The sequence below is a fragment of the Azospirillum sp. P4_B5 genome (assembly GCF_056402275.1).
In genome coordinates, this window is sequence record NZ_JBFUHT010000008.1 from 276,532 (window position 1) to 291,680 (window position 15,149).

14 protein-coding genes are annotated in these 15,149 nt (G+C 67.9%); 12 read left to right on the forward strand and 2 right to left on the reverse strand.

The window, feature by feature from the left end; all coding sequences use genetic code 11:
• The first annotated feature begins 6 nt into the window (after positions 1–6).
• The 6 genes from AC1DVI_RS08990 (at position 7) to AC1DVI_RS09015 (ending at position 6,275) form a co-directional block, all read left to right on the forward strand.
• Positions 7–1,050: a patatin-like phospholipase family protein gene (locus tag AC1DVI_RS08990; RefSeq protein ID WP_476957664.1), complete on the forward strand. Its 1,044-nt coding sequence runs from the start codon at positions 7–9 to the stop codon at positions 1,048–1,050.
• 268 nt (positions 1,051–1,318) lie between these two features.
• Positions 1,319–2,338 carry a TRAP transporter substrate-binding protein gene (locus tag AC1DVI_RS08995; RefSeq protein ID WP_476957665.1) on the forward strand — a complete coding sequence of 340 codons (1,020 nt, stop codon included), beginning with the start codon at positions 1,319–1,321 and terminating at the stop codon, positions 2,336–2,338.
• 88 nt (positions 2,339–2,426) lie between these two features.
• Positions 2,427–3,608, forward strand: a complete 1,182-nt coding sequence (locus AC1DVI_RS09000) for a mandelate racemase/muconate lactonizing enzyme family protein (protein ID WP_476957666.1) — start codon at positions 2,427–2,429, stop codon at positions 3,606–3,608.
• Positions 3,609–3,640: 32 nt separating this feature from the next.
• The gene (locus AC1DVI_RS09005) at positions 3,641–4,201 is read left to right on the forward strand and encodes a TRAP transporter small permease (RefSeq protein WP_145704399.1); all 561 of its coding nucleotides are present in this window, start codon (positions 3,641–3,643) and stop codon (positions 4,199–4,201) included.
• Positions 4,198–5,481: a TRAP transporter large permease gene (locus AC1DVI_RS09010; RefSeq protein ID WP_476957667.1), complete on the forward strand. Its 1,284-nt coding sequence runs from the start codon at positions 4,198–4,200 to the stop codon at positions 5,479–5,481. Before AC1DVI_RS09005 ends, AC1DVI_RS09010 begins: the two co-directional genes overlap by 4 nt.
• Positions 5,482–5,600: 119 nt before the next feature.
• Positions 5,601–6,275 (forward strand): GntR family transcriptional regulator, encoded by a 675-nt coding sequence (locus tag AC1DVI_RS09015; protein ID WP_149165658.1) that lies wholly within the window; start codon positions 5,601–5,603, stop codon positions 6,273–6,275.
• 58 nt (positions 6,276–6,333) lie between these two features.
• On the opposite strand, the gene AC1DVI_RS09020 is transcribed toward AC1DVI_RS09015, so the two are convergent.
• Positions 6,334–7,143, reverse strand: coding sequence for an SDR family NAD(P)-dependent oxidoreductase (locus AC1DVI_RS09020; RefSeq protein ID WP_149165657.1), 810 nt, complete (start codon positions 7,141–7,143; stop codon positions 6,334–6,336).
• Between the two features lie 121 nt (positions 7,144–7,264).
• Here AC1DVI_RS09020 and AC1DVI_RS09025 point away from each other — a divergent pair, with 121 nt between their 5' ends.
• Entirely contained in the window at positions 7,265–8,221 is a 957-nt protein-coding gene (locus AC1DVI_RS09025) for a GlxA family transcriptional regulator (RefSeq protein WP_476957668.1), read from the forward strand.
• Between the two features lie 145 nt (positions 8,222–8,366).
• On the opposite strand, the gene AC1DVI_RS09030 is transcribed toward AC1DVI_RS09025, so the two are convergent.
• Positions 8,367–9,794, reverse strand: a complete 1,428-nt coding sequence (locus tag AC1DVI_RS09030; protein WP_170295876.1) for an aminotransferase-like domain-containing protein — start codon at positions 9,792–9,794, stop codon at positions 8,367–8,369.
• A 263-nt stretch (positions 9,795–10,057) separates the two neighbouring features.
• Here AC1DVI_RS09030 and dctP point away from each other — a divergent pair, with 263 nt between their 5' ends.
• The 5 genes from dctP (at position 10,058) to AC1DVI_RS09055 (ending at position 15,107) form a co-directional block, all read left to right on the forward strand.
• On the forward strand, positions 10,058–11,023 hold the full coding sequence (gene dctP / locus AC1DVI_RS09035) for a TRAP transporter substrate-binding protein DctP (protein ID WP_476957669.1): 966 nt from the start codon (positions 10,058–10,060) through the stop codon (positions 11,021–11,023).
• A gap of 19 nt (positions 11,024–11,042) precedes the next feature.
• Complete coding sequence (locus AC1DVI_RS09040; protein WP_476957719.1) at positions 11,043–11,384, forward strand: TRAP transporter small permease; 342 nt, start codon at positions 11,043–11,045, stop codon at positions 11,382–11,384.
• A gap of 94 nt (positions 11,385–11,478) precedes the next feature.
• On the forward strand, positions 11,479–12,768 hold the full coding sequence (locus tag AC1DVI_RS09045) for a TRAP transporter large permease (protein WP_476957720.1): 1,290 nt from the start codon (positions 11,479–11,481) through the stop codon (positions 12,766–12,768).
• Positions 12,769–12,834: 66 nt separating this feature from the next.
• On the forward strand, positions 12,835–13,818 hold the full coding sequence (locus AC1DVI_RS09050; protein ID WP_476957670.1) for a dipeptidase: 984 nt from the start codon (positions 12,835–12,837) through the stop codon (positions 13,816–13,818).
• 47 nt (positions 13,819–13,865) lie between these two features.
• Positions 13,866–15,107 carry an NAD(P)/FAD-dependent oxidoreductase gene (locus AC1DVI_RS09055; RefSeq protein ID WP_476957671.1) on the forward strand — a complete coding sequence of 414 codons (1,242 nt, stop codon included), beginning with the start codon at positions 13,866–13,868 and terminating at the stop codon, positions 15,105–15,107.
• Positions 15,108–15,149: the final 42 nt, after the last annotated feature.

A 15,149-nucleotide genomic window follows, 5' to 3' on the forward strand; every position in this document is an offset into this window, starting at 1 on the left:
CGGATCGTGCTCGTGCTCGGCGGCGGCAACGCGCTCGGCGCCTACCACGCCGGAGCCTACGAACACTTGCACAGCCGCGGCGTTCAACCGGACTGGATCATCGGCGCCTCCATCGGCGCGATCACCGGAGCGATCCTGGCCGGGAATCCTCCCGAGCGGCGCCTCGAACGCCTTCACCAGTTCTGGCGGGGGGCGACCCTCAACACCTCCGGGCTGCTGCCCCACAGCCCTGCCAAAGCCCGGCAGGTCTACAACGGCGCCCATGCCATCATGGCCACGCTCTTCGGACGGCCGAGCATCTTCCGGCACCGCTTCCCCGGCTTGTGGTCGGTGCTCCCCTGGGTGCCCAACGACGTGGCGCTCTACGATCAGTCGCCGTTGCGGGACACTCTTGAGCGCCTGATCGACTTCGATCTGCTCAACCGCGCCGAGGTTCGCTTTTCCGCCGGCTGCGTCGACATCGAGACCGGAGACGAGGTTTATTTCGACAACAGCCGGGACGAGATCCGGCCCGAGCACATCATGGCGAGCGCCGCCATCACCCCGGCCTTTCCACCGATGGAGATCGGTGGCCGCCTGTTCTGCGACCCCGGCTACACCAACAATCTGCCGCTCGATCTGCCCTTCACCGAACCGCTCGACCGGGACATGGTCTGCTTCGCGGTCGAGCTTTTCAGCCTGCGCAGCGCCCGCCCCGCCTCGCTGGATGCCGTCCTGGAGCGCACCAACGACCTGCTGTTCGCCAGCCACGCCCGCCGGAGCGTGCAGGCGCTGCGGCGGGAGTTCGAACTGCGCGAGAGGATCGAACCGAAGGGAGCCTCCGCCACGCTGATCCACATGGCCTATCAGGCGGCGAGCCACGAGCTTGCGGCCAAGGGCTTCGATTTCTCGCCATCATCCATCGCGGACCGCTGGGCCGCCGGGGAGCGGGACATGGACAGCGGCTTGGCCCTGCTGGACGGCACCGGGAAAGACGCTCACCGCTTCCGATACGCCGCGGTGGACTCGGAGTCGGCGCTTGCCGCGGCGGAGGATGGTGCGGCGCCCTGACGCCGGAACGAAACGGCACCGTGCCGCAGGAGGACGCCGACCTCCTGCCTTGATCATCCTCACACCACATCGGCGCTCCCGCTCATCGAACGTTGCCCTGTTCGTGCCGCCGCACCGATCACGCCCACCGCCGGTAATCCAGCGGTTCGATTTCGCATGCGAACGACCTTGCTAATGCCTGATGCATCAGGCATTGTGCGCGTCATCAACCTTTCGGGACCGGCACAGAACCGGTGCCCTGGAAAATGCGGATCGGAGGAGCGCCCCTATGAACGTCGATAAACTCTCCATCGTCCTGACGGTCGCCGTGGCGGCGCTGTTCGCCGGTGTCCCGGCCAAGGCACAGACCGCGGAGCGCGCCATGCGCCTCTCGGCCGCCGTCGCGCAGGATCACCCCTTCGCCAGCGGGGTTTCGGCGCTGACCGCCTGCGCGGCCGAGAAGTCCGGCGGGAAGATGAAGATCCAGAGCTTCTGGAACGCCTCGCTGGGCAGCGATGTGCAAGCCGTGCAGCATGTGCGCGGCGGCTCGCTGGACATGGTGGTGGCCTCCACCTCGCCGCTCGCCTCGCTGGTGCCGGCCATGGGCGTCTTCGACCTGCCCTTCCTGTTCGAGAACGAGAAGGAGGCCGACCGCATCCTCGACGGCGCCGTCGGCCAGCAGCTGTCCGAGAAGCTCTTGGGTGTCGGGCTGGTCAATCTGGCTTATTGGGAGAATGGGTTCCGCAATCTGACCAACTCCCGTCGGCCCATTCAGAAATGGGAGGATCTGGGCGGCACCAAGATCCGCGTGATGCAGAATCCGGTGTTCATGGACACCTTCTCCACGCTGGGCGCCAACGCCGTCCCGATGGCCTTCAGCGAGCTGTTCACGGCGCTGGAGACCCGCGCGGTCGATGGGCAGGAGAACCCCTACGCCAACATCGAAACCGGCAAGTTCTACGAGGCGCAGAAGTACCTGTCGGTCACCAACCACGCCTACACGCCGGCGGTGATCCTGTTCTCCAAGAAGATCTGGGACGGCCTGTCGTCCGCCGAGCGGGACGTGCTCCAGTCCTGCGCCGCGGTGGCCCGCACCGAGGAGCGCCGGGTGAACCGCGAGCAGTCGGAAAAGTCGCTGGCCCGCCTGAAGGACCTCGGCATGCAGGTGAACGAGTTGTCCGCCGAGGAGCGCAAGCGCATGCTCCAGAAGGTGGCGCCGGTCTACGAGAAGCATGCCGCGACCATCGGCACCGACACGATGACCCTGCTGCAGTCCGAACTCGACCAGCTCCGCAAGGCCAACCCGTAACGCACGCCCCGTGACCTGCGGGCGGGCCGCGAGGCCGCCCGCGGGTTCGCGCGCCTGTCCGACGCCCGATCTCCCCATGGGAACCCCGATGCTCATCAAAAAGATCGACACCTTCATCCTGAAGACTCCGCTGAACGCGAAGACCTTCTATTCCTCCCAGGCGGCTTTCCCGGAGCGCAACAGCCTGCTGGTCCGCATCACCACCGACGACGGTCTGGTCGGCTGGGGCGAGGGCGGGCAGTACGGACCGGCGGAACCGCCGGAAAGCTGCATCATCGACGTGCTGGCCCCCCGGCTGATCGGCCGCCGCGCCGACCAGCCGGTGCGGGTCTTCGAGGATCTCTATTCCTTCTGCCGCGACTTCGGCCAGAAGGGCACCTACATCGAGGCGCTGAGCGCCATCGACATCGCCCTGTGGGACCTGTGGGGCAAGTCGCTGAACCGGCCGGTGCACGCGCTGATGGGCGGGGCCTTCCGCGACAAGGTCGCGGCCTACGGCACCGGCTGCTACTACCCGGATTACTTCCGCGACACGCCGCGCATGATGGCGGCGCTGGCCGAGGAGGCGCAGCGCTACCGCGAGGCCGGGCTGCCGGCGATCAAGATCAAGATCGGCCTGCTGCCGATCACCCAGGACATCGAGCGGGTGGCGCTGGTCCGCGACGTGCTGGGGCCGGACACCCTGATCATGGTCGACGCCAACCACGCCTACAACGCGGCGGGCGCCGTCAGGATCGGGCGGGCGTTGGAACAGTTCGACGTCCGCTGGTTCGAGGAGCCGGTGCCGCCGGAGGACCGCGAGGGCTACCGCCGCGTGCGCGATTCCATCGACGTGCCCATCGCGGGCGGCGAGTGCGAATACACCCGCTACGGCTTCCGGGAATTGCTGGCCGGGGGCTGCATCGACATCGCCCAGCCGGACCTGTGCTGCGCCGGCGGCTTCACCGAATGGCAGAAGATCCTGGCCCTGACCACCGCCCACGGCGTGATGACGGTTCCGCACATCTGGGGGTCCGGCATCGCCCTGGCCGCGGCGCTCCAGGCGCTGGCGACGGCGCCGCTGGTTCCCTACACGGCGCTCGGCGTGCCGCTGCAGAACGAGCCGATGGTGGAGTTCGACCGCACCCACAACCCGCTGCGCGACGACCTGCTGATCGACAACTTCACGCTGGCGGACGGGTGCCTCGCCGTGCCCGGTGGGCCGGGCCTGGGCGTGGAGGTCGATCCCGACCAGCTCGCCCGCTACACCGTGCGGTCGCGCAGCGCGTGACCGGGTTGGAGACGCCCCGCCGGAGATCCGTGATGTGGAACGGCACCCTCTTCTTCAGAATCCTCGACGGCATCCTGGTGGTGTGCATCGCCGCGATGCTGGTCATGGTGTTCGGCAACGTCGTGCTGCGCGCCGTCTTCAACAGCGGCATCGACGTGTCGGAGGAGCTTCCCCGCTTCCTGTTCGTGTGGATGACCTTCATCGGCGCCGTGATCGGCTTCCGTGAGGGCGCGCATTTCGGCGTCGACGCCCTGGTCCGCCTGCTGCCGCGCGCCGGCAAGAAGGTCTGCTGGGCGATCAATCAGGTCATCATGCTGGTCTGCTGCGCGGTCATCGTCCAGGGCACGCTGCTCCAGCACGATCTGAACGCGACGAACCACGCCCCGGTGACCGGCCTGTCGATGATCTGGGTCTTCGGCGTCACCTACCTGACCGGCGGGGTGATCGGGCTGATGTGCATCGTGAACCTGGTCCGGCTGGCGCTCGGCAAGGTCGGCGACGACGAGCTGATCCAGGTCGAGGAGGAGGGCATGGGCGAGGTGGACCCGAACCGGCTGAAAGGCCCGCACACGCTGAAGGAAACGGCGCCGTGACCATCTTCATCTTCGTCGGCAGTCTGCTGGGCGCGATGGCGCTGGGGCTGCCCGTCGCCTTCGCGCTGATCGTCTCCGGCCTCGCTTTGATGGCCTTCATGGGGATGCTCGACTCCCAGATCGTCGTGCAGAACATGTGGGACGGCGCCAACAGCTTTCCGCTGCTGGCCGTGCCCTTCTTCATGCTGGCCGGCGAGTTCATGAACGCCGGCGGCATGTCGCGGCGCATCATCGCCATGGCGATGGCCTGGGTCGGGCACCTGCGCGGCGGGCTGGGCTTCGTCGCGGTGTTCGCGGCGATCCTCATGGCCTCGCTGTCCGGCTCGGCGGTGGCGGACACCGCGGCATTGGCCTCCATCCTGCTGCCGATGATGCGGCAGGCGGGCTACGACATCCACCGCTCTGGCGGGCTGATCGCGGCGGGCGGCATCATCGCGCCGGTTATTCCGCCGTCGATCGGCATGATCCTGTACGGCGTCGCCGGACAGGTTTCCATCACCAAACTGTTCCTGGCCGGCATCGTGCCGGGAATCATGATGGGCGTGGCGCTGCTGATCACCTGGTGGTGGCTGGCCCGGCGCGAGATCCTGACCACGCCGCCCAAGGTGCCGCTGCGCGAGCGGCTGCGGCTGACCGCCGACGCCTTCTGGGCGATGCTGCTTCCGGTGGTCATCATCGGCGGGCTGAAGACCGGCGTCTTCACGCCGACCGAGGCGGCGGTGGTCGCGGCGGTCTACGCCATGTTCGTCGGGCTGGTGATCTATCGCGAACTGAAGATCGCCGACCTGTACGGGCTGATGCTGTCCGCGGCGAAGACGACGGCGGTGGTGATGTTCCTGGTGGCGGCGGCGGGCATCTCCGCCTGGCTGATCACCGCGTCCAACATCCCGGCCCAGCTCGCCGATCTGCTGGCCCCGGTGATGGACAACCGGCTGCTGCTGTTGATCGCGCTGATGGTCATCGTGCTGATCGTCGGCACCGCGCTGGACTTCGCGCCGACCATCCTGCTGATGGTCCCCGTGCTGATGCCGATCGTCAAGCAGGCGGGCATCGACCCGGTCTACTTCGGCGTCCTCTTCATCATGAACAACGCGATCGGCCTGATCACCCCGCCGGTCGGCACGGTGCTGAACGTGGTCTGCGGCGTCGGACGCATGTCGATGTCGAACCTGATGAGGGGCGTCGGCCCGTTCCTGCTGGCGCAGACCGCCGTGCTGTTCCTGCTGGTGCTGTTCCCGGAGTTGGTGATGGCGCCGCTGGCCTGGTTCACGGCGCGGTGACGGACTCCGATGCCCCAAGGATTTGAAGCCGGGTTTGAAGGCGGGGGAAGCGCGGTGCTAAAATGTCGGACCTGACGCGGCGCCTCCGTCTGCGGCGATTCACTGAGGAACGGTCATCCATGCTGGACGGCAACGGTCCCCTCGACACGGCCTCCATCGGCGAGCAGGTCACCGACCGGCTGCGGAGCGAGATCATCTCCGGCCGGCTGGCGCCGGGGTCGCGGCTGATGCTGGACCAGTACAAGGCGCTGTGGAACATCAGCATCACGCCGCTGCGCGACGCCGCCAAGCGGCTGGAGGCGGACGGGCTGGTCCACATCTACCCGCGGCGCGGCATCTTCGTGGCGGAAATCGACCGCAACGCCCTGATGGAGGTGTTCCAGCTCCGCATCGCCCTGGAGCCGCTGGTGACGGAGCTGGCCACCCCCCACGCTCCGGAGGCGGAGGTGGAGGCGATGACCGAAGCCTACATCGCCGCCGGCCGTCCCGGTCCGGAGGAGGAACGGCAGGCCCGCCTGCAGGAGGTGGACGAGGTCATCCACGACTTCGTGCTGGCCCACTGCCCCAACCAGCGGCTGGCCCGCATCATGGCGACGCTGCGGGATTCGGTGGCCTGGTGCCGGAACGCGGTGATCGAGAAGGTGCCGAACGCCTTCGACCCCTCGCTGGAGGAGCACATCGCCATCTGCAAGGCGCTGCGCGCCAAGGACGCCGAGGCGGCGGCGGCGGCGATGCGCGACCACCTGATCGCCACCCGCGACCGCACCTTGAAGGCCATGGAGGACCGCGCATAGGCGGTGGCGCCGATGCCCGCCGCGCCGAACCCCAGCACCGCGTCGCGGCGGCGGAGGTTCAGGCGGAGAACGGTGCCACGTGGTAGCGCGCGGCGGGTTCGCTGCGGGAGAGGTTGGGCAGCATCGCCTGACGGGCGGCCTCATAGGCGTGCCACTGGGCGGCATCCGGCAGGGCCGGGATGGTCACCAGTTCGCCCGCGTCGAGCCCGGCCAGCGCCGCATCGACCATGGCGTCGGCGGGCATGACGATTTCGCCCGGCAGATGCTCCACCGGCGTGCCGGCGGTGCCCCAGAAATCGGTGGCCGTGGCGCCGGGCAGAACCGCCTGGACCCGCAAGCCCTTGTCCGCCAGCTCGTGGTGCAGTGATTGGGTCAGCGCCAGGACGAAGGCCTTGGCCCCGCCATAGACGCCGTTGAGGATTTCCGGCCCGATCGCCACGATGGAGGCGATGTTGACGATGGTGCCGCGTCCGCGCGCCACGAAGGCCGGCGCGGCCGCGTAGGTCAGCCGCATCAGCGCCGTCACGTCGAGGTCGATCATCCGCTCCATGGCATCGACGTCGGCCGAGAGCAGCGGGGCCGTCGCGCCGACCCCGGCGTTGTTGACCAGCATGGTGATGCTGGCGTCGGACGCCAGCATGTTCTCCACCGCGCGCCGGTCGGTCTTGTCGCCCAGATCGGCGGCGAAGACCTCGACGGAGCGGCCGGTGCGGTCGGCGATCCGCGCCGCGAGACCGGCGAGCTTACCGCGGTTGCGGGCCACCAGGATCAGGTCGTGGCCACGGTCGGCCAAGCGATTGGCGTAGACCGCGCCGATGCCGGAGGACGCGCCGGTGACGAGCGCGGTGCCGAGAGGAGAAAGGCTCATGGGTCTGTGTCCTGTCTGCGGGCCGCGTCATTGCCGCCCGGCGTGAGGCCATGTTTAGAACGTCTGGCGCTTGACCTGAATGTCGTATATCCCTCGTTTCAGGACGCGAGGAGAATCCACCATGCGCATCGGTTTCGTCATCTACCCGGGCTTCCAGATGATGAGCCTGGCTGCGGGTTCGGTGTTCGAGTTCGCCAACATCTGTGCGGGCGAACAGATCTATGAACTGGTCACCGTCTCGGAGCATGGAGGGGCGGTGCGCAGTTCCACCGGGATGGCGGTGGACAGCGTGTCCTTTGCCGGACAGGATTTCGACACGGTGCTGGTGGGCGGCGGTGTGGAGGTGCCCCGGCCGAGCGACGGGCTGCGCGCCTGGATCGCCGGCCGTCTGCCCGCCGTGCGGCGCCTGGGCGCAATCTGCACCGGCGCGTTCGTGCTCGCCGAATCCGGTGTGCTGAACGGGCGGCGCGCCACCACCCATTGGCTGCTGGCGCGCGAGTTGGGGACGCGGTTTCCGGCCATCCGGGTCGAGGAGGACCGCATCTTCATCATCGACGGGCCGGTCTGGAGTTCCGCCGGCATGACGGCGGGCGTCGATCTGGCTCTGGCGATGGTGGAGAAGGACCTCGGCAGCGACATCGCACGGTCGGTCGCCCGCAAGCTGGTGATGTACCATCGCCGCGGCGGCGGCCAGACCCAGCATTCGGAACTGCTGGAGATGGCGGCGAAGTCCGACCGCATCGAGGCGGCGCTGACCTACGCGCGGCAGAACCTGAAGAATCCGCTGTCTGTGGAAAAACTGGCGGGAGCCGCCGCCTTGAGCCCGCGCCAGTTCAGCCGCGCCTTCCGCACCGAGACCGGGCAGTCCCCGGCCAAGGCGGTGGAGCAGTTGCGGCTGGAAAGCGCGCGGCTGATGCTGGAGCAGACGCGACATCCGGTCGAGATCGTCGCCCGCGAGAGCGGCTTCGCCGATCCGGAGCGCATGCGGCGCGCCTTTCTGCGCGCCTTCGGCCAGCCGCCCCAAGCGATGCGGCGAGCCGCAAGGCTGGAGGCGCGATCCACCGGGGCGCCCACTTGACCGGCATCGGATCGGCCGGAAGCCGCGGTGCGATCCCCGACGGGCATCATGGTCCGCAGCCTCGTGGCGTCCGGATTGCCCGCCCCGTCAGTGGGTCGGACGCGCACCGCTGCCCGGATGGCCGCCCCCTACAGCGTCGATCGGCTCATTGCTCCGGTTTGCGCAACAGCGTCGCGATCAGGGAGAGGGCGATGTCCCATTCGGTGTCGCTGCGGGCCGAGCCTTTGTAGATGCGGATGCCGTTGCTCGGCTTGGTCTTGCCGATCATGAAGACATCCGACGACACCACGCCGATACCCCGCTCATAGAGTGTTTCCGCAACGGCCGTGGAATCTTGGGCCGAGTCGAGATCCAGCCAGAGGAACAGGCTTTCCGGATCGCTCTTCGCCAGAGCGCCGCCGAAATGGTTCAGCGCCAGGCTGTGGCGCGTCGTCAGCTGCTGGCGCAGCGTGCCGACGAACTCCAGGTGCTTCTTCTGCTCCAGCAGGCTCTGCACCAGCGTGAGCGAGATCACGTCGGTCATCCAGATGCTGCCGCGAAGCGCCGAGGCGATCGCCGCCCCGTACCGTTCCGGAAAGGCCACGAACCCGCAGCGGTTGCCGGGGGCGATCACCTTGGACAGGGACGAGATGTGGAAACACCCTTCCGGATAGAGTGACCACAGGCTGGGAAGCCGGTTCGAGGCCAGCGGCCGGAACAGGTCGTCCTCGACGATCAGCAGGGAGTTGCGGCGGGCGATGTCCACGATGGCCTGACGCCGGTCCAGAGGCATGGTGACGGTGGTCGGGTTGGCCAGCGTCGGCACCAGGAAGATGGCCTTGACCCGCGGGTTGCCGACCAGCCGGGCGAGGCTGTCGGGAATCATCCCGTGCTCGTCCGTGTCGACCGGGATCAGGCCGAGCCCCAGCACCTGGGCGGCGGCCTTCACGCCCTGATAGACCAGACGCGGCACCAGGATCGAATCGCCGGCGGTCAGCACGCTGGCCAGAACCACCAGGATCGCGTGCTGGGCGCCGGCGGTCACCGCGACCTGGTTGGGCGTGGCGCTGACCCCCCAGGACAGCAGCCACTCCACCGCCAGACGGCGGTTGTGGTTGCTCCCGAAGGCCGAATGATACTCCTGCAGCCGCGCAAGATCGTCGGGGTGGCTGGCGATCTTGCGCAGGAGGCTGCCGATGAACTCCTGATAGCCCGGCACGTTCAGCTTGTGGACCGACAGGTCGATGGCCGGGGGCAGGCGCGGCTGATCGTAGGACGGGGCGGCGTGGTTCAGGTCCCGTCCGCGCACCGCCGTGCCCCGCCCCGCCTCCGCCGAGATCACACCGCGCTTCTTCAACAGGTTGAAGGCCTTGGTGATGGTCGTCAGGTTGACGTCCAGGGAGCGCGCCAGTTCGCGGTGCGACGGCAGCGGCTGTCCGGGGGACAGTTGCCCGCTGGCGACCTGCGCCGTCAGGGCGGTGGCGATGCGCACGTAGATCGGGCTGTCGCGGTCGAGTTCGGCCATCGTGGCCTTCAGCGTTGCGAGCGCGCGCGCATCGACGCCGCTCCGCCGGTCGCGGCTGTTCAGTGCCATTGTCCTTCCCATGATGGCCTATCGCCCCCTGTCGCCTGAGCGCAGGGGCGTCGATGTTCGGGCCTCACCATACATTGCCGCGTGTGGTCGCATCAAGTGTATGGCGGTATCGGCAATTTTTTGTAATACGGACGTTGACTGTACGCCGTACAGTATGACAGGCTTACATACGGCTGTAGGACAGCCTCTCACATTGGATGCTCATCAAGGAGGGTGATATGCGTTTCTGCAAATCGGCATGCACTGCGCTTCTGGCGGCTGGCATGGCCTTGTCCGCCCTTCCGGCCGCGGCGGAAACCACCCTCCGGCTGCACTCGGTCTGGGTCGAAAGCCGCCCCGTCGCCGAATACCTGAACTATTTCTCGAAGAAGGTTGAGGAGCATTCCAAAGGCGATCTGAAGATCCAGGTCTTCCATGGCGGGTCCCTTGGCATCAAGGACGCCGACATCCTGCGTGTCCTGCCGTCGGGCGCGGTGGACATGTCGGCGCTGTATCCCGAGTACGTGGCGCGCGACGAGCCGGAACTCGCCGTCGCCTACGTCCAGGGCTCCATCGAGGCGGTGGACGACCAGCTCAAGGCCGTGCCGGCCATCCAGGCCATCTACGCGCCGGTGTTCGAGAAGTGGGGCATCACCACGCTGGGCGCCGTCCAGGTTCCCGAGCGCGGCGTCCATGTCTTCTGCAAGACTCCGGTCCGCAGCCTTGAGGATCTGAAGTCCAAGAAGATCCGCGTGTGGGGCCGCCATCAGGTCGAAACCTTCAAGAAGCTGGGCATCGCCGCGCAGATCATCGGGCAGAACGACATGTACGTCGCCCTGCAGACCGGCGTCGTCGATTGCGCCACCTACATGGGCAGCATCGCCACCACCATCTCGCTCCAGGAGGTGACGCCCTACGCCGCCTATCTGCAGCCGCACGCCGGGGTGCCGATCAACCTGCTGATCTCGACCAAGCGCTTCCAGTCCCTGTCGCCTGCCCAGCAGGAGGCGCTGCGCGCCGCCGCCGCCGACGTGCTGGCCTACACCAACGACGAGTTCACCAAGGGCAAGCGGGAGGAGGCCGGGCTGAAGAAGCTGGCCGATGCCGGCGGCAAGATGCTGGAGCCCTTCTCCGACGCCGATCAGGCGGCCTTCATCACGGCCGCCCGCACGACCTGGAAGGAGATGTCCGAGCAGGTCGGGCCGAAGGCCGTCGCCAACATGAACGCCATCCTCGACGCCGTGAAATAGCCGGTCGGCACGCCGCCGGCTGGTCGGCGGCGACGAGTTCGTTGGGCTCCTGTTTGCGACCTCCAGCTTCATCTCGATCGTCACCTCCGACCTCGACCGTGAACACATCACGGTGCAGATCGTGACCAGCCGGCTGTCTCCCACTTTGCAGCGCATCTGCCGGCTGGCCGGCGACGTGGCGACCATCCTGTTCTTCGTCATCATTCTGGTCGAAGGCTACAAGTTCGCCGCCTTTTCCTGGCAGATCTCCGCCCGCTCCGAGAACGCCGCCCTGCCGGTGGCCCCTTGGATGTTCGGCATCCCGGTGATGGCGCTGTCGATGATTTTCCTGCGCGTCCTGCGCCTGCTGGGGCGCGCCTGAGCCGCCGTTTGACCCGTCGCCCGGCCATCGGCCACGGAATCACCGCCCCCACCCACGCCCGACCGGGCAACATCAAGAGTTTGGAGTGAGCGACATGGTATGGCTCGTCATGGGCGTGAGTCTGGCCGTCATGCTCCTCGCCGGATTTCCCATCGGCGTGGCGCTGGGACTGACCGGCTTCCTCATCCTGGAACTGTTCGTCGGCGGCGCCCTGCAACTGGGCATCACCGCCGGCTGGAACGCCTTCAACAGCTTCACCCTCAGCGCCGTCCCGGCCTTCATCGTGCTGGGCGAGGTCCTGCTGGCCAGCGGGCTCGGCGCCCGCATCTATTCGGGGGTGTCGCCGCTGTTCCGCCGGGTGCCCGGCGGCCTGATGCACACCAACGTCGCGGTCGGCACGCTGTTCGGCGCAGTCAGCGGCACCAGCCTCGCCACCGCCGCCGCCGTCGGATCGGTCGCCTATCCGCAGCTCATCAAGCGCGGCTACCCGGCGAAGAGCGTGGTCGGCATCCTGGCCGCCTCGGGCACGCTGGGGATCATCATCCCGCCCAGCCTGATCCTGATCATCTACGGCGCCACCATGGACGTGTCGATCGGCAAGCTGTTCCTGGCGGGCCTGATCCCCGGCTTCCTGCTGGCGGCGATGTTCATGGGGCTGGTCGCCGTCCGCGCCCGGCTCTCGCCCGACTGGCTGCCCGACGACCGCGAGGCGGTGTCGCTGGCGGTGATCCTGCGGTCGCTGGTCGATCTGTGGCCGTTGGCCATTCTCATGTTCGCGGTGCTGGGGACCATCTACATGGGCATCGCCACCCCGACCGAGGCGGCGTCCTTGGGGGTGGTCGCGGCCATCGCGCTCGGCTTCACCGTCGGCGAGCTGACGATGAAGGGGCTGCTGCACGCTCTGATCGCGGCGGTACGCGGCTTCGGCGCCATCGCGCTGATCTTCCTGGGGGCGTCCATCCTGTCGCAGGCCATCAGCATCCTGGGGCTACCGGCCCAGCTCGCCCAGACCATGGGCGCGATGGCCATCGGCAAGTACGAGCTGCTGCTCGGCATCGTCCTGCTCTATCTGGTCCTCGGCTGCCTGTTCGACGGCATCTCCATCATGCTGATGACCCTGCCGCTGACCTTCCCGCTGATGATGAACATCGGCTTCGACCCGGTCTGGTACGGCATCGTCGTCACCATCCTGATCGAGATCGGGATGATCACCCCGCCGGTCGGCATCAACCTGTTCGTCCTGGTGTCGCTGACCAAGGGCGCGGTCAACATCACCGAGGCGGCGTGGGAGGCCATCCCCTACTGGCTGCTGATGCTGGTGTCCATCGCGCTCTTCACCCTCTTCCCCGGCATCGTCACCGGCCTGCCGAACTTCTTCTACTGACCCCCTCCCCTCGACGTGGSGGGCCCCGGCGCGCGCCTCCCATCCGCAATCATATCCGAGGCCATCATGCCTGACAGCATCGCCGACATCCGTCACGAGGACCTGATCGTCACGGACTCCCTCCTCGTCTGCAACTTCGACCGCGAGATCTTCGAGGCCATGCGGACGGCAGGCATCACCGCCGCCAACTGCACCTGCAGCGTCTGGGAAGGCTTCCAGGACACCATGAAGAACGTGGGCCACTGGAAGCGCATGTTCCGCGAGCACGGCGACATCATCACCCAGATCCGCAGCGTCGAGGACATCCGTCAAGCCAAGACCGACGGCAAGGTCGGCATCATCCTGGGCTGGCAGAACACGTCGGGCATCGACGACAACATCGACTATCTCGAACTCTACGCCGAGCTGGGCGTGAAGATCATCCAGCTCACCTACAACACGCAGAACCTCGTCGGGGCCGGCTGCTACGAGGGCAAGGACGCCGGGCTGACCGGCTTCGGGCGCGACGTGGTGGCGGAGATGAACCGGCTGGGCATCCTGGTCGATCTGTCCCACGTGTCGGAACGGACAGCGACCGAGGCCATCGAGGCGTCGGTGAAGCCGGTGGCCTACACCCACTGCTGCCCGCGCGCCCTGAAGGACCACCCGCGCAACAAGTCCGACGAGACCCTGCGCAGCGTGGCGCAGCGCGGCGGCTATGTCGGCGTCACCATCTTCCCGCCCTTCCTGCCCAAGGGCACGGACTCCACCATCGACGACTTCATCGACGTGGTGGACCACATGGTCGGCGTCTGCGGCGAGGAGCATGTGGGCATCGGCACCGACATGTCGCAGGGCCAGCCCTGGTCCTTCCAGGAATGGGTGATGCACGACAAGGGCAACGGGCGCCGCCTGACCACCTTCGGCGATCTGGTCTTCCCCAAGGGCATCGAGCGCATCGAGGATTATCCCAACCTGACCGCCGCCATGGTCCGCAAGGGCTGGTCGTCCGGCAAGATCGAGCGGGTCATGGGCGGCAACTGGCTGCGGCTGCTGCGCGACGTCTGGTGAGCCGCCGGTCCGTTCCACCCGATCCACGCTGAAGGAGCGCGCCCGCCATGGCCACAGTCGCCGTCATCGGTGCCGGTTTCGTCGGTCTGTCTTCGGCCTACTGGCTGATGCGGGACGGGCACGCCGTCACGCTGTTCGATCCCGCGGGGCCGGCGGGCGGCGCCTCCTACGGCAACGCCGGAACCTTCGCCAACTACGCCTGCATCCCGGTCAACAACCCGTCGGTCTTCCGGGATTTCCACCGTTACCTGCTGGCCGCCGACAGTCCCTTCCGGCTGCGCGCCTCCTATCTGCCCCGGCTCACGCCGTGGCTGGCGCGCTTCCTCTGGCATTCCACCCCGGCGCGCTACGAGGCGGCGGTGGCCGCGCTCGGGCAGCTCCTTGGCCGCGCCTACGAAGGCTACGCCGACCTGATCCGCGACGCCGGGCTGGAGGACCGGATCCGCCGCCGCGAATGCCTCTATCTCTATTCCAGCGAGCGGTCCTTCCGAAACAGCGCGGACTCCCTGAGGCTGCGCCGCGAGGCCGGCGCGGCCTGCGAGGTTCTGGACGCCTCGGCCATCCGGGGGCTGGAACCGGCGCTGGCACCGATCTTCGCCCACGGCGTGCTGTTCCCCGGAAGCTGGCATCTGAGCGACCCGGCGGGCTTCCTCACCACGCTGCACGGCTGGCTGGCCGGGCGCGGCCTGAGGACCGAGGCCCGCGCCGTGACGCGGCTGGCCCCCGGCGGTTCCGGCGTCGTCCTCGTCACACCGGACGGCGATGAGCGTTTCGACCATGCCGTGGTGGCGGCCGGCATCCATTCCCGGCCGCTGGCCGCCGATTGCGGCGACCGGCTGCCGCTGGACACCGAGCGCGGTTACCACGTCACCTTCGGCGGGGTGATCGACCCGATCGGGCGGCCCTGCGGCTGGGCCGAGCGCGGGCTCTACATGACCCCCATGGCCCAGGGGCTGAGGGTGGCCGGCACGGTGGAACTGGCCGGGCTCGATCCCCGCAAGGCGTCCGGCCTGACGGGGCTGCTGGCGCGCTCGGCCCGCGATGCCCTGCCCGCCCTCAAGGAACCGGGCGTCCGCCAGACCGACGACTGGCTGGGCTTCCGCCCGACCTTCCCCGACGGGCTGCCGGTGCTCGGCCGGTCGCGTGCCAGCGAGCGGGTGGTCTACGCCTTCGGCCACCAGCATGTCGGGCTGACCCTCGGCGGGCTGAGCGGCATGGTGGTCGCTGATCTGGTGGCCGGGCGCGAGCCGCCGCTCGACCTGACGGCGGTCGATCCCCGCCGCTTCTGAACCGTCTCTCATTCGCCGTTCTCCCAGTCGCCGTTCTCCCCT